At 69.5% G+C, this 16,056-nt stretch carries 23 protein-coding genes; 18 read left to right on the forward strand and 5 right to left on the reverse strand.

Features of this window, described 5'->3' with window-relative positions:
• Nucleotides 1–46 precede the first annotated feature (46 nt).
• Both QRX60_RS16905 and QRX60_RS16910 read right to left on the reverse strand, forming a co-directional pair.
• Nucleotides 47–1,249 carry a tyrosine-type recombinase/integrase gene (locus QRX60_RS16905; RefSeq protein ID WP_286001726.1) on the reverse strand — a complete coding sequence of 401 codons (1,203 nt, stop codon included), beginning with the start codon at nucleotides 1,247–1,249 and terminating at the stop codon, nucleotides 47–49.
• Nucleotides 1,218–2,114, reverse strand: coding sequence for a helix-turn-helix domain-containing protein (locus QRX60_RS16910; protein WP_286001727.1), 897 nt, complete (start codon nucleotides 2,112–2,114; stop codon nucleotides 1,218–1,220). The genes QRX60_RS16905 and QRX60_RS16910 overlap by 32 nt, the downstream gene beginning before the upstream one ends.
• Nucleotides 2,115–2,335: 221 nt before the next feature.
• Between QRX60_RS16910 and QRX60_RS16915 the strand changes: the two genes are divergently transcribed.
• The 9 genes from QRX60_RS16915 (at nucleotide 2,336) to QRX60_RS16955 (ending at nucleotide 6,990) form a co-directional block, all read left to right on the forward strand.
• Nucleotides 2,336–2,548, forward strand: a complete 213-nt coding sequence (locus QRX60_RS16915) for a MerR family transcriptional regulator (RefSeq protein WP_286001728.1) — start codon at nucleotides 2,336–2,338, stop codon at nucleotides 2,546–2,548.
• 86 nt (nucleotides 2,549–2,634) lie between these two features.
• The gene (locus QRX60_RS16920) at nucleotides 2,635–2,910 is read left to right on the forward strand and encodes a hypothetical protein (RefSeq protein WP_286001729.1); all 276 of its coding nucleotides are present in this window, start codon (nucleotides 2,635–2,637) and stop codon (nucleotides 2,908–2,910) included.
• Nucleotides 2,907–3,449: a hypothetical protein gene (locus QRX60_RS16925; protein WP_286001730.1), complete on the forward strand. Its 543-nt coding sequence runs from the start codon at nucleotides 2,907–2,909 to the stop codon at nucleotides 3,447–3,449. The genes QRX60_RS16920 and QRX60_RS16925 overlap by 4 nt, the downstream gene beginning before the upstream one ends.
• Nucleotides 3,446–3,595 carry a hypothetical protein gene (locus QRX60_RS16930; protein WP_286001731.1) on the forward strand — a complete coding sequence of 50 codons (150 nt, stop codon included), beginning with the start codon at nucleotides 3,446–3,448 and terminating at the stop codon, nucleotides 3,593–3,595. The genes QRX60_RS16925 and QRX60_RS16930 overlap by 4 nt, the downstream gene beginning before the upstream one ends.
• Nucleotides 3,592–3,879, forward strand: coding sequence for a hypothetical protein (locus tag QRX60_RS16935; protein ID WP_286001732.1), 288 nt, complete (start codon nucleotides 3,592–3,594; stop codon nucleotides 3,877–3,879). The genes QRX60_RS16930 and QRX60_RS16935 overlap by 4 nt, the downstream gene beginning before the upstream one ends.
• Nucleotides 3,872–4,180 carry a hypothetical protein gene (locus QRX60_RS16940; RefSeq protein ID WP_286001733.1) on the forward strand — a complete coding sequence of 103 codons (309 nt, stop codon included), beginning with the start codon at nucleotides 3,872–3,874 and terminating at the stop codon, nucleotides 4,178–4,180. Before QRX60_RS16935 ends, QRX60_RS16940 begins: the two co-directional genes overlap by 8 nt.
• 109 nt (nucleotides 4,181–4,289) lie before the next feature.
• Nucleotides 4,290–4,577, forward strand: a complete 288-nt coding sequence (locus QRX60_RS16945) for a hypothetical protein (protein WP_286001734.1) — start codon at nucleotides 4,290–4,292, stop codon at nucleotides 4,575–4,577.
• Between the two features lie 59 nt (nucleotides 4,578–4,636).
• Nucleotides 4,637–5,680, forward strand: a complete 1,044-nt coding sequence (locus tag QRX60_RS16950) for a hypothetical protein (RefSeq protein WP_286001735.1) — start codon at nucleotides 4,637–4,639, stop codon at nucleotides 5,678–5,680.
• Nucleotides 5,677–6,990, forward strand: a complete 1,314-nt coding sequence (locus QRX60_RS16955; RefSeq protein WP_286001736.1) for a replicative DNA helicase — start codon at nucleotides 5,677–5,679, stop codon at nucleotides 6,988–6,990. The genes QRX60_RS16950 and QRX60_RS16955 overlap by 4 nt, the downstream gene beginning before the upstream one ends.
• 366 nt (nucleotides 6,991–7,356) lie before the next feature.
• Here the strand turns inward: QRX60_RS16955 and QRX60_RS16960 are convergent, their stop codons facing one another.
• The 3 genes from QRX60_RS16960 to QRX60_RS51595 all read right to left on the reverse strand — a co-directional run bounded on the left by QRX60_RS16960 (nucleotide 7,357) and on the right by QRX60_RS51595 (nucleotide 8,803).
• A complete protein-coding gene (locus QRX60_RS16960; protein WP_286001737.1) occupies nucleotides 7,357–7,743 on the reverse strand; it encodes an excisionase family DNA-binding protein in 387 nt (128 codons plus the stop codon).
• A gap of 386 nt (nucleotides 7,744–8,129) precedes the next feature.
• Entirely contained in the window at nucleotides 8,130–8,435 is a 306-nt protein-coding gene (locus tag QRX60_RS16965) for a hypothetical protein (RefSeq protein ID WP_286001738.1), read from the reverse strand.
• Between the two features lie 89 nt (nucleotides 8,436–8,524).
• Nucleotides 8,525–8,803, reverse strand: coding sequence for a helix-turn-helix domain-containing protein (locus QRX60_RS51595; RefSeq protein ID WP_408630235.1), 279 nt, complete (start codon nucleotides 8,801–8,803; stop codon nucleotides 8,525–8,527).
• 163 nt (nucleotides 8,804–8,966) lie between these two features.
• Between QRX60_RS51595 and QRX60_RS16970 the strand changes: the two genes are divergently transcribed.
• The 9 genes from QRX60_RS16970 to QRX60_RS17010 all read left to right on the forward strand — a co-directional run bounded on the left by QRX60_RS16970 (nucleotide 8,967) and on the right by QRX60_RS17010 (nucleotide 16,049).
• Entirely contained in the window at nucleotides 8,967–9,182 is a 216-nt protein-coding gene (locus QRX60_RS16970) for a helix-turn-helix transcriptional regulator (protein ID WP_286001739.1), read from the forward strand.
• On the forward strand, nucleotides 9,175–9,465 hold the full coding sequence (locus QRX60_RS16975; RefSeq protein ID WP_286001740.1) for a hypothetical protein: 291 nt from the start codon (nucleotides 9,175–9,177) through the stop codon (nucleotides 9,463–9,465). The genes QRX60_RS16970 and QRX60_RS16975 overlap by 8 nt, the downstream gene beginning before the upstream one ends.
• A 149-nt stretch (nucleotides 9,466–9,614) precedes the next feature.
• Nucleotides 9,615–9,944 carry a hypothetical protein gene (locus QRX60_RS16980; protein WP_286001741.1) on the forward strand — a complete coding sequence of 110 codons (330 nt, stop codon included), beginning with the start codon at nucleotides 9,615–9,617 and terminating at the stop codon, nucleotides 9,942–9,944.
• Nucleotides 9,944–11,512: a terminase gene (locus QRX60_RS16985; protein WP_286001742.1), complete on the forward strand. Its 1,569-nt coding sequence runs from the start codon at nucleotides 9,944–9,946 to the stop codon at nucleotides 11,510–11,512. The genes QRX60_RS16980 and QRX60_RS16985 overlap by 1 nt, the downstream gene beginning before the upstream one ends.
• Nucleotides 11,513–11,569: 57 nt before the next feature.
• Nucleotides 11,570–14,644 carry a phage major capsid protein gene (locus QRX60_RS16990; protein WP_286001743.1) on the forward strand — a complete coding sequence of 1,025 codons (3,075 nt, stop codon included), beginning with the start codon at nucleotides 11,570–11,572 and terminating at the stop codon, nucleotides 14,642–14,644.
• Nucleotides 14,644–14,913: a hypothetical protein gene (locus QRX60_RS16995; RefSeq protein ID WP_286001744.1), complete on the forward strand. Its 270-nt coding sequence runs from the start codon at nucleotides 14,644–14,646 to the stop codon at nucleotides 14,911–14,913. Before QRX60_RS16990 ends, QRX60_RS16995 begins: the two co-directional genes overlap by 1 nt.
• Nucleotides 14,910–15,260 carry a phage head-tail connector protein gene (locus tag QRX60_RS17000; RefSeq protein ID WP_286001745.1) on the forward strand — a complete coding sequence of 117 codons (351 nt, stop codon included), beginning with the start codon at nucleotides 14,910–14,912 and terminating at the stop codon, nucleotides 15,258–15,260. The genes QRX60_RS16995 and QRX60_RS17000 overlap by 4 nt, the downstream gene beginning before the upstream one ends.
• On the forward strand, nucleotides 15,257–15,622 hold the full coding sequence (locus QRX60_RS17005) for a hypothetical protein (RefSeq protein ID WP_286001746.1): 366 nt from the start codon (nucleotides 15,257–15,259) through the stop codon (nucleotides 15,620–15,622). Before QRX60_RS17000 ends, QRX60_RS17005 begins: the two co-directional genes overlap by 4 nt.
• Nucleotides 15,623–15,635: 13 nt before the next feature.
• Nucleotides 15,636–16,049 carry a hypothetical protein gene (locus tag QRX60_RS17010; protein ID WP_286001747.1) on the forward strand — a complete coding sequence of 138 codons (414 nt, stop codon included), beginning with the start codon at nucleotides 15,636–15,638 and terminating at the stop codon, nucleotides 16,047–16,049.
• Nucleotides 16,050–16,056: the final 7 nt, after the last annotated feature.

Genomic DNA, 16,056 nt, shown 5'->3' on the forward strand with positions numbered 1-16,056 from the left:
GGAGCAGTTTGGAACGAAGGGGAGTTTCTAGGTCTGTTGTCGCTGGTCAACCGGCGTTCGTTACGCCGTTGTTCGGAGCGTCTGGGAGCGGCTGGTTGCCGCGCTTCGTCCCACGTTTCGTCCCACGCGGTCCCACGGCGCGCAGCGGCTTCTTGTCGCCGAGCGCGGCGCGCAGCCGGTCCTCGGACTGCTCGGTCTCCTGGACGTAGCCGAACAGCTCTTCGAGGTCGGCGTGGCCCATCGACCGCTTGACGGCCATCACGTCTGCGCCGCCCTCGACCGCCCGCGTTGCGTAGCCGCGGCGCAGGCCGTACCCGCCGGTGTCCAGCCCGGCGCGCTTCATCGCTCGGCGCAACGCCGGCTGGTTCGCCGGGCGGCCTTCCCGGTTGACGAACAGCAGCGCGCTGGTGCACTTCGAGCCGTCGTAGTGCTCGACCCCGCACCCGCCCTTCAGGTCTCGGCCCTCGATCCGGGAGTCGTAGATCTCGCACGCACGCACGGTCATCGGCACCGTTCGCACGTCGCCGTCCTTCGGGTACCCACGGATTTTCTTCGAGCGCTCCACGTACACCTCGACGACGTGGACCTTTCGCCCCTTGCGATCGATCCGCGCGACGTGCAGGCCGGCCAGCTCGTTCGGTCGCATCCCGACCTCGAGGCCGAAGTCGACCATGTCGGCGTACACGCCGGAGTCGTCGCCGAAGTTGCCGCGGCTCTCGGCGGCGCGCTCCGTGGTCACGAACTTCTTCGGCTTCCGCCTGTTCAACGGCGGCAAGGCGATCCGCACGCACGGGCTCGCGTCGAGGATTTCCTGATCGACGGCGGCGGTCATCACCAGTCGGAACGCGGAATAGATCAGATGGACGTACCCCGGGGACATGCCCGTCCGGACCTTCAGGTCGGTCTTCACCCACGTGTTGACCTGCACGCGCTTGATCCGATTCAGGGGTTCGTCGCCCCACTTCGGGAACACGTACTTGTTCATGACGCTGGCCTCGACCACGCCGCGGTCGGACTCGAACCGGCGCTCGTCGCTCAACTGCTCGTACCACTCCCGGAAGGTGACGCTGGCCGAGAGCGTGCCATCGGACGCCGCGGCCTTCCGCTTCGCCTTCGCCTCGGCGTCGACGGCGGCTTCACGGGCGTCGCTCTTGCGCGGGAAGGTGCCCTTGACGCGCTGCTTCTTCCCCTCGGCGTCGACATAGAGGCCGCGCCATCTACCGCTCGGGAGCTTCTCCGTGCTCGGCACCGGCCATCCCTTCCGCGTATTTCGCAGCTTTTGCTGCAGCTTCGTCTTGGACTTCTCTCAAGTGGTGGTATTCCATCCTTCTCATCGTCAGCCTCGACTCTGCCTCCATGATCTGGATCTCCACACTCCGCGCGCGCGAATGCAGGGATTTCAGTGCGTCCGGGTCGTTCCGCGCCGTAGCCTGGCCGGTCTCCTCTCTGATCGAAGTTTGCTGCTTGCGCAAATTGTCAAGTCTCTCGCTCGCTTCGGCGATCTCCATCGCCGCGTGTGCAACCCGGCCATCAAGTTCGGGTTGATGCCACCGATACAGTGCGCCGTCAATGAAGTCGCGTAAGCGAATGAGGTCATCGCGATCCAGGCCGGCAATGCGATCTCCAAAGCTGGGCTCCCTGGCGGTCACGGTCGTATCGGCGGTGACGACAGCCGGAGATCCGGCTGTTCCATGGCCCATGGCTAATCCTGCGGAGGCGAAGACGACTCGGTCGGAGGCGGGTGCGTTCGCGGGCGTCAGTCGCAAAGCGCTCTTGTGGAGTTTTTGGTGCGTTCCGTCAATAGCGTCTTGCGTAAAAGCATCAAGATCGAACTCGTTTATCCTGCGCGCTATGTTGACGGCAGAGTTCTTCCCGAGGAGCGCGAGACTGGTTCCACGTGTCCATCCCAACGTGTCATCGATCGCATGGAGCGTCTTCGGCTGGTACCGGTCGGCGCGCGCGTTCTCGACGCTTCGCTGCGTGCCAAGGGACGGTCCGCCCAATTCAACAACTTGGTCCTGCGTGAGACCTAGTGCCTCTCTGCGGGCGCGCACGACCTTCGCGAGCAGGTGTGGGCCCGCCTGGTTGGACGGCCGGTCTTCGGTCTTCGCCACGCGGGCCCTCTTCCTTGGTCGATGGGAGCGTGTGAGGACACTAGTAGACGACAACTTGTTGGTCCGTGCAAGTCGTGCGTGCCTTACATCACCGTAATGGCCCTGGTGGGCGACTATCTGAGCGACAGCTTGTCGACCCTGGCGACAAGCTGTGTTTGTAATGGCGATCTGATGCTGGTAGCTTCCGTGATTGCCAGAGGACATCTGAACGGAGTAGCGCCATGGACCAGAGCCCGCCGGGCAGACGGATCTTCAGCCCCAAAATGGCCGCACAGTCGGTGGGCTGCCACGAGAAGACGATCTTGAGGGCCCTTCGGCTGGGGGAGCTGATCGGCTACCAACGTGCCGCGAACTGCTCGTGGCGGATCTTCGAGGGCGATCTGCTCGCCTGGGTTCGCGGCGAGCGACCCGTCAAGGCCCGGAAGTCGGCGTGACCACGCCGAACACCACTCAGAAGATGACGCCGCCCGGCGGCCACCGGACGGCGTCTGCGAACACGAAATTCCCGGGAAGGAACACCATGTCCAACAGGCATTCTACCGAAGACCAGCAGCGCATCGCTGCGGAGTACCGCGCGCTGGGGATGCCCGCGACGGCGGACAGCGTCCTGAACCCTCCCCGCCGCTACTCGCGCCCCGCGTGGCAGCGCCGCATCCTGCGGGTCATCAGCCCGTCGTGGCGAGCACGGGAACGCCGGGTCGCCGAGTTCACGCGGCTGGTGGCGCTGGCCTCACGTGCCCTCGAGCGCGAGCAGGCCGGGCCGCAGGTCGAGCAGGCCCGGGACGGTGCTCGGTGAACGACCTCTTCGACGCTGGCGACTCCGTCCCCTCGTGGGTCGCCAGTCCTGCAATGCATCCGGCAGAACTGGTGAACCGCACTGTCCACTTCGCGGAGGCTGCCCGAGAAGGCCGCCTCCGCGCGCTCGACGCGATCGTCGCCGTCGAAGCCGAAGTTCTGGCCTACGTCCGGCACCTCGGCGACATGGCTGCCACCCGGGACGCCGAGGTCACCCGATCCGCGGAGGGCAAGGTGGCTGCGGACCCGACTGGGACCTCGGCGCGCGCGGCCCGGCTCGTCGAGCCGCGGACCGGTAACCAGCGTGGGGCCATCTTGCGGTTCATCGTCGAGGGCAACGGCTCGACCGACTTCGAGATCGCCCGGGACCTGCGCATCCTGCCGAACAGTGTTCGGCCGCGCCGGGGTGAGCTGACGGATGGCGGGTACGTCGTCGACTCCGGCCGGACCCGCCGTCATCGCGGCTCGGACTGGGTGGTCTGGGAGGCCACCGACGAGGCCCGTGCCTGGTACGCCCGCACCCTGAAGGAGTCAGCATGAGCAAGATCGTCGCGCTCCTCGGCTACCTGTTTGGTCTCGCCGGGGTCGCTGCTCTCGCTCACCACGCGGGCCGGCGCTCTGTCGAGCGCCGGTTCGCCCAGGCCGTCGCCCGCGTCGTCGAAGACATCCAGCGGGAGGATCGATGACCGCCACGATCATGACGTGGGTACTCGCAGTCGCCGCGGTTTCCGGCGTGCTCGGCCTGCGGGCCGGGGTCGGCCTGGCGCGGCGCTGGTCCCGGCGAGCACTGCAGGATCACGACGCCGCAGTGCTCGCCGAGTTCACCAGGCGCATGAGGGACCACCGAGTACGGTCCGTCGATCTCGACCGCCGGGTGGCTGACGCCGAGCAGCAGCGTGTCGATGCTGCCGAGATCCGCGCGACCGCGGAGAAGCTGGGGCCGCGTATCCGGGAGGCCGGTCGTGGGTGACTTCGTCTACCGCACGGCATCCGACTTCGCCCTGCACACCCGGCACTTCTCCCGCCGTGGCGGCGTCGAGACGATGGACGGTGACGCCGTAGCCATCTGCTCCGGCATCCCGGCCGACGAGATCGCTCGGCGCATCGCCGCCGGCACTGGTGCCGTGATCACCGAAGAGGAACTGCGTCGCGGCTGGGCACGCACGGACGCTGTGCGCGTCAAGCTCGGCCGGAATCCAACCGTCTACGACGTGCTGCGGGAGTTCGGCGACGAGTCCACTGAAGCGGGCCTGCTCGGCGGCGCGGCGTGAGCGCACTCCCGCTGGAGGGACATTTTTGGTGTCCCTCCAGCGCGTGGAATGGTCATAGCGTCGTCTCCGTGCTGAGTGACGCGGGAGCGCGTTCGTGAATGAGTCCGTTGTGGACGGGGTGCTGCAGGTGGTCGCGGTCGAGCCGGTGGATATCACCGGGTCGACCGCGGCCGCCCGTGCCGACGCTGAGAAATATCGGGCTGAGGACCCGCCCTACGCCGAGCTGATGGCGACTCTCGCCGCGCTCGGCGACCTTCTCGACACCGACCCGGATCCCGCCGAGTGCGCTGCGCTGCTGCAGCGCGTCGATGCGCTCGACCGGACGGTCGACTACCAGGCCTGCCAGCGGTGGGTGCGCTGGTCCGTGCGAACCATGAACTTGGAAAGGGTGGCGTGATGGCGCGCGAGCACGCACGCATCTTGTGTCGCATTTGGAGAGATGCCGACTTTCGGGCCTTGACGGTGGACCAGCAGTGGTTGTTCGAGGCGCTGCTGTCGCAACCCACCATCAGCAACGCTGGCGTGCTGGCGTTGACTCCACGCCCATGGGCGCGGCTCGCGGAGGACATGACGGCCGAACGTGTCGAGGCCGCGCTTGCCGGGTTGGCTGCGAAGCGGTACGTCGTGCTCGACGAGGACACCGGCGAGCTGTTGGTGCGCACGTTCATGCGCAACGACGGTGTGTCGTCGAACGGCAAGGTGTTCAAGAACGCGCTGAAGGTGGCGCTGCAGGTGCAGTCCGAAGCGCTGCGCCGCGTGCTGGCTGCCGAACTGCGCAAGGTCGGCACCGAGGACGCGCGCCAGGCGGCCGCCGAGCTGGCCCCGGATGCTGATGCGCCGGTGCCGACGACGGTTCATGGTGGAAATTCCACATCGGACAGGATCGCCGATCAGAAAAAAAGTGAACGGCCGCAAAAAAGCTGCGGGGTAGGGGAAGGGGTAGGGGAAGGGGGTAAGTCACCTTCCGTAGGTGGTTCCGTTTCGTCCAACCGTCGCCGGTCGGACAGCGCGAGCGCCAGGGCGATCGACAAGGCGTTCGACGAGTTCTGGTCGGCCTACCCCCGACGCGAAGCGAAGAAGGGCGCCCGGGTCAAGTTCGGCCAGGCCGTCAAGAGCGGCACCGACGCTGCCACGATCATTGCCGGTGCCCGCCGGTACGCCGCGTACGTCGCCCAGGTGGGCCGCGAGCGCGAGAAGATCAAGATCCCGACGACATGGCTCAACAACGGCTGCTGGGACGACGAGCTGAACGGCCCCACGACGACGCAGGCGCCGAAACCGACCGGGGACCTCGCGGAGTGGCTGCGCGAGCGCTGGCAGGCCGGTGACGCCGCCGGAGTGGCCCGCCTGCTCGGCGAGCGCTACGAGCGGCCCGACATCCCGGTCGCCGTCGACGGCAAGGACGCCATTGCCGCGTTCTTCCGCACCTCGGCCCGTGCCTGGATCGAGGACCACCGCGGTGCCGTGCTGGCGAAGCTGACCGGGAAGGCGGCGGCATGAGCGACGACGAGCAGTACCCGGCGCCGAACCTGGCCTCCGAGGCGCTGGCCCAGCTGCGCCCGGTTGCCGAAGAGGGCTACCTGATCAGTCTCCTGACCACGATCACCGCCCGCGAGCTCCGCGAGGAAGCCCTGGTGCGTGTTCAGCCGGAGGACTTCTCCGTGGCCGCCTACGGCGGCCTGTGGGAAGCCGCGCAGCAGCTGCACGCCGAGGGCAAGCCGGTCACTGCGCGGACCGTCGCCGCAGCCGCCGACACCGCCGGCGAGCTCGCCGAGCGCACCGTGGCCCGCTTCGTCGGCGCCGTCCCGAACCCGGCGGACTTCCCGTACGCGCTCGCCGAGGTCACCCGCTGCGGCGCGCTCCGGCGCGTCGTCGAGGCCACCGTGCGGATCCAGCAGCGCACCATGGCGGCCGCCGACGGCTCGGCCGCCCTCGCCGCCGCGCACGAGGAGCTGGGCAAGCTCGACACCGCCGAACTCGGACAGGACGAGCACACCCGCACCTTCCGGGACGTGCTCACCGAGCTAGACGCCGCGCTCCGGAGCCCGGAGACCTACCGGTTCGTGCCGACGCCGTGGGACGACCTGAACGAACGGTTCTCCGGCGGGCTCCACATGGGACGCATGATCATCGTCGGTGCGCGGCCCGGCGAAGGAAAGTCGATCGCCGCGCACCAGATCGCCGAGCACGCCGCGAGCCTCGGCCACCCCGCCGCGATCTTCAGCGTCGAGATGGGCTCGGTCGAGGTCGCCGGCCGGATCGTGGCCAACGGCGCCACCGTCGAGATGGGCGAGATCACCCGCCGCGAGCTGTCCGACCACTCGTGGCGCAACTTCCACGAGTATCGAGCTCGCGCGCAGGACTTCCCGCTCACCATCAACGAACGCCCGGACCTGACGCTCGGCTACATCGCCGCGCAGTGCCGCGCGCTCAAACGCCGGAACGGTCTCGACGTGGTGGTGATCGACTACCTGCAGCTGCTCAACGGCGACCGCCGAATGCCCCGCGAACAACAGGTGTCGGCGATCTCCCGCGGCCTCAAGCAGCTGTCCCGCGAGCTCGACTGCGCGGTGGTTGTCCCGGCCCAGCTGAACCGCAACGCCGTCGCCCGCGGCAAGGCCGGGCTGTCGGACCTGCGCGAGTCCGGAAGTATCGAGCAGGACGCCGACGCCGTCATCCTGCTCGCCCGCCAGTACGACGACGAGGGCGAGCCCAACGGGATGCTCGCCGTCGACATCGCGAAGAACCGCTTCGGCCGCATGGGCGAACTCGAACTGCCCTGGCGCCCCTACCTGTCCCGCATCGGCTGAACGGAGAACCCCGTGCGCGAGTCAGTCCCCGGTCGCCCCGTCACCTACGACCCCGACGAACCCCGCCCACCGTCCGAATGGGCGCAGATGTGCGCCGACTTGGAGCCCGTCCGGCAGCAACTCCGGAATGCACCCCCACCCGACGAACTCCAGCTCGCTGCGGTCAAGGCAGAGGAGAAGGGCCGCCGTCGGCGTGACCACCGATGGCACCGCGCTCGGGCGGAACTCGGGGGGTGACGATGCTCGAGCCGAGCAGGGCGGCGAGGGTGTCCCGCTGGCGAGGGGTCAGCGGGGGTGCTTCGTCGGCGAGCCGCTTGGCAGCGGCAGCTGTGTCAGGGTGCACCCGGGCACGGAGCTCTTCGAGCGTCACTTAGACCGAAGCCCCTTGTTCCGGTGGTGCTTCGCCGATCGGGGCGTCGCACCAAACACCGACACGTCGACAGGCTCCGGCGAAGGCTTCGGCGGTTGCGCTACCGTGAGAAAACGATCCAGCTCGGCGTCGGGAACGGCGTAACTCTTCCCAACCTTCACAGCGCCGAGCTGCCCGCTGTGGATCAGCTCAAGTACGGTGCCGTAGCTGAGACCGGTGAGCTTGGCGACCTCCCGCGGTCGCCAAGCAACCCGCGGAGGTTGTCCAGTGTCTCGCTGCGGCGGCGAAGCCGACTCCTGCCGCGAGCTCAGGACCGCGACCATCAGGTCCGCGATCGCCTGGCCAGCTCTACCTGCAGCAGCCCGGATCTCGGCATCACCCATTCCGGACTCCCGCGGCGCGACGCCTCCGCGCCTCGACGCCCTTCCGTGACAGCTGGGTGAACCACAACCGCCGGGCGTACTCAGCTCGCCTCGCCCGCTCCGCTGGGTCAAGCACGCCGTCAGGATCCACCTCACGCTCAAACCGGTCCGCTGCGGCAGCTCGAGCCGATGCGGTCATCTCGGTTCGGTCCTCACGGGCAAGGCGGGACAGCATCCCCATCCGGCCGGCCCTCGAACGCTCCTCAGGAGTCATGGAAGCCAGTCTTAGTTGATCAACTGCTCTCCCGCCCGGTGAACTCGGCCTCGGCCTCGCGAAGAACCGCTTCGGCCGCATGGGCGAGCTCGAGCTGCCCTGGCGCCCCTACCTGTCCGGGATCGGGTGATGATCAGAAGAGTTTGACCGTGAGAGCCACTCCCGGAGAGACGAGCAGTTCAACCTCGTTCCTGCCGTTGGGCTCGCCGACGATCTCAGCGGACAACCAGAACGGGCCCTTCAGCAGCTGCTCTGTGATGAAATCCCGGGCTTGCTCGGGATTCTGGGCGTCGTGGAGTCGGTACTCGATACCGCCGTACGTGATGTTGACCATGCTCATCAGTCGTGTGCCGCGCCCGAAGTGTTTCCGCGGGGTCGTGCTCGATCCATGGAACAGTGTCCACAGGACGCCCCTCGCTTCGTCCTGGATCCGCAGCACCCGCGCGAGTCGTCCGGCTCCTAGGCGAGGACTCGCCGTCGAGGAGGAACAGGTGAGGCCGGGCCGCTAGATCAACGAGTAGCCCGGCCTCATCCAGTTCGAGACTGCCGGCGCGTAGCGCCGCGGGCGAGATACGCCTGAATCTCGTCTTCAGGGATCAGGTAAGACCTGCCGCTGATGAACCCGCCGAGCTGGCCGCTGCGCACCCGCCGGCGGACTGAGTGCGAACTCATGCCCAGCAGCTCAGCGGCCCCTGGAGCTGACCAGCCGAGACGGCGCTGCGGCCCACGCCGGTCGATCCCCGGCCGCAACGCCGTCTTAGGCGGTCCCGGCGACGGCGTGACCACCTGCGGCAAGGCCTTCAGCATCGCGACCACCAGGTCGGCGCAGGCGGCCCCGATCCTGTCGGCAGCCGCCCGGATCTCGGCATCGTCATCGTGCCGTCCTAGCTGGAGCCGAATAGCGCTGCCGCGCGAGACACCCGAACGTGGAACTAACCTTCTAACCGAGTTAGAGAGTTAGAATACGTACATGGCGAACGACACGACCGGTGTCGGCCGGCACCTGCGGATGCTGCGCGAGCAGGCCGGCCTCACGCAGACCGAGGCCGCGCTCCGCGCCGGCCTCACCCGCGAGGCCGTGTGCGCCATCGACAACGGGCGCCACGACCCACGCATGTCGACCATCCGCCGCTACTGCGACGCCATCGGCGCACGCGTCTACATCGGACTCGGCGGCGATGGCTGACCACCAGCGTCCGGGCGACACCACCCGCAAGGGCTACGGCGCCCAGCACCAGCAGCTACGCGCACAGCTCGCCCCCGCCGTGGCTCTGGGCACCGTTCCATGTGCACGCTGCGGCTACCTCATCGCACCCGGCGAACTCTGGGACCTCGGCCACAAGGACGGCACCAACAAGCGCGAGTACTCCGGGCCCGAACACCGCACGTGCAACCGAGCCGCCGGCGCGGCCGCGCGCGAGGCCGCGCGCATGGCCGACCCCGCCCCTCGACCGATGACCAGGTGGTGACAGACCATGCGACGACAAGCCTCTGACCTGCAGAAATACGAGTGCGCAATGGATAGTGCCTCTGACCTGCGGTTTTTCCCGGACCTCCCTGGCCGGTTGATCCACGTCCCTGTCATCTTCTCTCTCCCCGGGCTCTGCGGGGGCCCGCGGTGACCGGCTTGGGCGCGCTGGCCGACCCGGGGGACGTGCTGGGCGCTGTCCGGGTCGCGCTGGCCGAGCTTGACTTGGACGGGGAGGACCAGGCCGCGATCGTGCTTGCCTTGCGGCTCGGGGCGGCGGTCGACGCTGAGGAGTCCGGGCGGACGTTGGCCGAGCTGGCGGGCAAGCTGCTGGCGGTGCTGACCGAGCTGGGCGCGACGCCTGCGGCTCGGAAGTCCATCGTGCCGCAGGCCGCGCCGACGGCCCGCTCGGCGGCGCAGCTGGCCAAGGATGAGCTGAAGGCGCGTCGCGTGGCCCGGCAGACGGACGGAACTGGCTGATGAGCGCGGCCGAGGTGCCGGAGGCCGGCGCGGTGCTGGGCTCGACGCTGCCGCGGATCTGGACTCGGCCGCTCATCGAGGGCCCGCCCGGTCCATGCGGGTGCGGGTGCGCACTGACGCCGGCCACGTCGTACGGGTTCGAGGTCGAGGAGTTCGCCCGGGACACCCTCGAGCGGCCGCTGGACCCGTGGCAGCGATGGGCGGCGATCCACGCCGGTGAGCTGCTGCCGGACGGCCGTCCGCGGTTCCGCGTGCTGCTGATCCTGGTCGCCCGCCAGCAGGGAAAGACCGAGTTGCTGGTCATCTTGGTGCTGTTCTGGCTGTTCATCGAGGAGCGTCGTCTGGTGCTCGGCACCAGCACGAACCTCGACTATGCGCGGGAGTCCTGGGAGAAGGCAGTCGAGCTGGCTGAGGGCTCCGACGCGCTCGCCGAGGACATCCCGGTGAACGGCGTCCGCCGCGCGAACGGCGAGCAGACGCTGCGCACGATCTACAAGACGCGGTACAAGATCGCCGCGTCGAACCGCAAGGGCGGTCGGTCCCTCACGATCGACCGGCTGATCCTGGACGAGCTGCGCGAGCACCACGACTGGACGGCCTGGAACGCCGCCGTGCCGGCCACGAACGCCGTGCCGGACGCGCAGGTGTGGGCGATCAGCAACCAGGGTGATCACCGGTCGGTGGTGCTGGACTCGCTGCGCGCCTCGGCGATGCAGTTCATCGAGTCTGGCGAGGGGGACCGGCGGCTCGGCCTGCTGGAGTGGAGCGCGCCGCTTGGGTCCAAGCCGACCGACGTGCGCGCGCTGGCGATGGCGAACCCGAACCTGGGGCGCCGTACTGAGGTTGACTCGCTCCTCGGTGACGCCTTGCGTGCCGAGAAGGCCGGCGGCGAGGAGCTGGCGGGGTTCCTCACCGAGATTCTCTGCGTCAAGGTGCCGATGCTGGACCCGGCCGTGGACGCCGGCGCATGGGCCGACTGCGCGGACCCGGGCACCCTCGATGGCGTGCGCGACCGGGTCGCGGCCGCGGTCGACGTGTCGCTGGACGGCAAGCACGCGACGCTCGTCGCGGCTGCGCTGCTGCCGGACGGGCGGGTACGCATCGAGGTCGTGCGCCGCTGGGAAGGGCCGAACGCCACGCAGCAGCTGCGCCGCGAGCTGCCACCCCTGGTGGCGAAGATGAAGCCGCGCAAGCTCGGGTGGTTTCCCAACGGCCCGGCCGCCGCGATCGCCGCCGATCTCGCCGACCGCAAGCAGGGCCCGCGGGCAGCCTGGCCGCCCCGGGGCGTCGAGGTCGACGAGCTGCGCAAGGACGGCGCAGCGATCTGCATGGGCTTCGCCGAGATGATCACCGGGCACGAGATCGCCCACTCGGACGACGAGCTGCTGACCGCGCACGTGACGAGCGCGGAGCGAGCCCGCCAGGGCGACGCCTGGCGCTTCACCCGCAAGGGCGCCGGGCACTGCGATGCGGCTTACGCCGCGGCCGGCGCCGTGCACCTGGCGCGCACCCTTCCGCCACCGGCGGCTCGGCCGCTCGTGGTGGTGGCGCGCCCCCGTAGTGAGTAGTCCACACCAACACTCGAATGATGACGGTATTCGGATACCGGCCGTATCTTGATCGACGTGGGACTGCTGCGGGACATCTTCACGTGGGGCGCGGGCCCTGCGCCCGCACCCGAACGCGTCCGCGCGCAGGCCGACCCTGCGGAGACTCCCCGCTGGGCTCGGCCGCTGAACTTCCAGCTCGACATCCCGCCGGAGATGGCCGCCGGCGGCCCGCTGTCGGACGGGCTGCTCTCCACCCGCGTCTCCCGCCGCATGGCCATGTCCGTGCCCGCGGTCAAGCGGGCCCGTGACCTGATCTGCGGCACCCTCGGCGCGCTGCCCCTGCAGACCCACGCACCGACGCGCGCGGTGGTCGAGGACACGTACACGCTGCTGCTGCAACCCGAACCCGACGTGGCGCGGTCGGTCACGATGACCCGCACCATCGAAGACCTGCTGTTCGAGGGCGTGGCCTGGTGGCGGGTGCTCGAGTTCGGCTGGCACGGCTACCCGACCAAGATCCGCAAGCTTGACGCGCGCACGGTCAACGTCCAGGAGGACTCCAAGGTCTACGTCTCCTCGACGACCGGCCGGCCGCAGGGCTCGGCGTGGGAGTACGTCCCGGACGCCGAACTGATCCGCATCGACGCGCCGAGCGACCCGCTGCTGGTCGCCGGCGCCCGTGCGATCCGGATCGCGTTGATGCTCGACGCCGCCGCGTCGCGGTCGGCGTCGGACCCGTTGCCGCTGGGCTACTTCTCGCCCGCCGACGGGATGACCGACCCCACCCCGGACGAGGTGCAGGAAATCCTTAACGAGTGGGCCAAGGCCAACCAGGAACGCGCCTGGGGGTACGTCGGGGCGGCACTCAAGGCGAACACCCTGCAGTGGTCGCCCGAGCAACTGCAGCTCGCATCGTCGCGTGACTACGCGGTGCTGGAGATCTCCCGGCTGACCGGGCTGGACCCGGAAGACCTCGGCGTGTCCACCACCTCGCGCACCTACGCCAACGCCGAGCAGCGGCGCCTCGACCTCATCGACTTCACGCTGCGCGCCTACGCCGCGGCGATCGAGGACCGCATGTCCATGAACGACGTGTTGCCGCGCGGCTACCTGGCCCGCTACGAGTACGCCCACTTCCTCAAGTCCGACACCTTGACCCGGATGCAGGCGTACAAGGCCGGCCGTGAGGTCGGCGTCTACAACGACGAACGGATCGCCCGGCTGGAGAACATCCCCACCGCGACCGTCCCCAAGCCCCCGGCGTCGGCACTTCCCCCGACTCCGCCGACGCCGGGCACCAAAGCCCAGGAGACGCCCGTGTCCGCTGCACTGCCCTTCCCCACGGTCCGCTTCGCCGACGACAACCCCGGCACCCTGACGCTCGGCTTCGCCGCCGACCCCGCCGCCGCCGAGTTCAAAGTGGACAGCGCGAAGCGCACCGTCTCCGGCACGGCGGTGCCCTGGGGCGCAGTCGCGCGCTCGGGCGGCCGCAAGTGGAAGTTCGCCAAGGGCTCGCTGCACTGGGGCGGCGACGCCACCCGCGTGAAGCTCAACCGCGACCACGACCGCTACCAGTCCTTCGGCTACGCCTCGACCCTCGCGAGCACCGACGCCGGTCTGGCCGCCGCGTTCCGCATCGGCCGCGGCCCCGACGGCGACTCCATGCTCGCCCTGGCCGAAGACCACGTCTACGACGGCTTCTCCATCGAAGTCGACTTCGAACAGGGCGACGGCTGGGAGCCCGACCCCACCGACGAAACCGTGTGCCTGGTCTACAGCGCCACGCTGCGCGCGGTCGCCCTGACCGCCATGCCTGCCTTCGACGGCGCGCGCGTCGCGTCCGTCGCCGCCACCCGAGAGAAGAAGGAACCCACCATGACCGCACCCACCGCCGAGCCCACCGCCCCGTCGGCAGCGGGCGCGGCCCCCGACTTCGCCGCGTTCACCGCCGGCCTGTCCGAGGCGATCGGCTCGGCCGTCGCCGAGGCGTTCGCCAAGCTCCCCGCCCCGCAGGGCCGGGAAGTCATCCCCGCGGGCCAGGCCGCCACGGTCACCAGCGAGCCGCTCGTGTACCAGATGGACGGTCACGGTCCGTCGATGATCAAGGATGCGTGGAAGTCCCGCACCGAGGGCGACGTGGACGCCCGGTCCCGACTGGAGAAGTTCTCCCTGCAGCTGGCCGACGCGCAGCGCCGCGCATCGCACCAGGCGACCTCGGCCGCGTTCGCCGGCGCGACCACCGCCAACGCCGCGGCCGTGATCCCACCGGGGTACCGGCCGGACCTCTACGTCACGCAGCTGCTGCAGGGCCGACCGCTGTGGGGCTCGGTCTCTCGCGGCACCCTCTCGGACGCGACGCCGTTCACCATCCCGGCCTACACCTCGAGCACGGGCATGGCGGGCAACCACACCGAGGGCACGAACCCGACCTCGGGCACGCTGACCATCGGCACCAAGACCGTCACCCCGAACGCCGTGTCGGGCCTGTTCACCATCACCCGGGAGATCGCCGACAGCTCGAACCCGGCGATCGACGCGATCGCCACGCAGGCGATGTCCGAGGCGTACTCGCAGAACGCCGAGGCGAAGCTGTACGCCGAGCTCAACGGCGCGAACGGCCAGGGCGGCACCATCACCACCGGGCAGGTCCCGTCCGGCGCCTGGGTCTACACGTCCACCGGCGGGTCGGCCGCGGCCGGCACGTACGGCGGTGAGAAGCTGCTCGCCGCCGAGCGCGCGGTCCTCGCGCAGTTCCCGTTCCACCGCTTCGCCGCGCCGACCGTGGCCCACCTCTCGCAGGAAGGCACCACCGGCTACGCCACCGCGCTCGACGGCAACGGCCGGCCGCTGCTGCCGAGCATCGGCGCGCAGAACTCCGCCGGCATCGGCAACGCCGTCACGCAGGGGTGGTTCGTCGACGGCCTCCCGAACCTGCCCACCTGGTCGATGAGCGGCAACGCGGCGGGCGACGCCGACGTGCTGATCTTCAACCGCAACGACGTGTGGGCGTGGGAGTCGCCGCTTCTGACGTTCCGCTTCGAGGAGCGCGGCGGCCCGGCGAACATCGACCTGGCGCTGTTCGGGTACGTCGCGGTGCGCCTGCTGCGCCCGACCGGCCTGCACGCCATCCGTCACACGGTGGGCGCCTGATGGCCACGCCGAAGTCACGTGTGGCCGGTGCTGACCGGCCCACGCCCGAGCAGACGGCCGAGAAGGATGCGGCCGCCGCGTCTGCAGCCGAGCGCGCCGAGGAGACAGCGGCGGCCGAGGCCGCCGCGGTCGAGGGCAGCGACACCACCACGGACTACGCCCGCCGAGCCGGCGGCTGGGTGCTCACCGACCGCGGTTGGGTGATCGAGGACCAGCCTGCCGACGCGCACCAGGACGACGAGCACGCCGAGGGAGGCGAGCAGACGTGACCGTGGCGTGGCCGCCGCAGCTCGCGGACCTGAAGGAGGACATGAACGTCCCGGACGACCGGGACGACGACCTGCTGCAGGCGAACCTCGACGCCGCGGTGGCCTTCGTCGAACGCGTCCGGTCCGATGTGGACTACGGGCAGTTCCCGATGCCGGGGGCGAAGGTCCCGACGGCCGATCTGATGCTCGGCACGATCCGGCTGGCCGTGCGGTGGTTCACCCGCCGCCGGTCGCCGGAGGCGCTGGTGGACATGGCCGAGCTGGGCTCGGCGCGAGTGCCGTCGTTCGACGCTGACATCGACCGGCTGCTGCGCATCGGTCGCCACGCAAGGGCGATCGTCGGATGAGCACCAGCATGCAGGACGCCGTCGCCGCGCTGGAGACCGCGCTCGCCGCCATGAACAAGCTGCGTGTCTACCAGGACCCTGGCGCCACGGTTCAGGGCATCGGCGCGGTGATCACGCCGCCGACTGTCGCGTGGGACAGCTTCGGCCGAGGCTGCGGCCCGACCGAAGCCACGTTCGTTGTGCACCTGGTCGTCCCATTCGACCAGTACGCCACCGCACGGCTCTACGAGCTCGTCGAGCCGGTGCGAGACGCGATCGAGGCGAACCCGCTGTTCGCGGTCGTCTCGGCATCCCCGGGCCTGCTGAGGCAGGGCGGGGCCGATCTTCCCACGTACGCCCTGACGGTCGACGTGGGTTTGTAGGAGGAGGAAGACCATGGGTGCGCTTACCGCTCGGCGGCTCAAGCTGCTGAACCTCACGATCGGCACGGTGTCGGTCGAGTGCCAGCTGTCGAGCTGGACGCTGGACCCCGGCGTGCAGGACGGCGACCGGCTGTACAGCTACTGCCCGGACGGCGTCGCGGTCGCCGAGACCGACGCGGAGCCGACGCTACAGGTGAAGACCTACAGCAAGTGGGTGGCCGGCGGGTTCGAGGACTTCCTGTGGAACAACCGCGGCGTGGTCGTGGACTTCCAGCTCGACCACCACCCGGACATCGCGCTCGAGCACGTGCGGTGGACCGGGCAGGTGCTGATCCAGCCGGCGCCTGTCGGCGGCGACCGGGGCGACCAGGAGATGACCGAGATCACGTTCATGTGTGTCGGTGACCCCGAGTTCACGCGGCCGTAAGGGAGAT

It is taken from the genome of Amycolatopsis mongoliensis (assembly GCF_030285665.1).
Taxonomy (GTDB): domain Bacteria; phylum Actinomycetota; class Actinomycetes; order Mycobacteriales; family Pseudonocardiaceae; genus Amycolatopsis; species Amycolatopsis mongoliensis.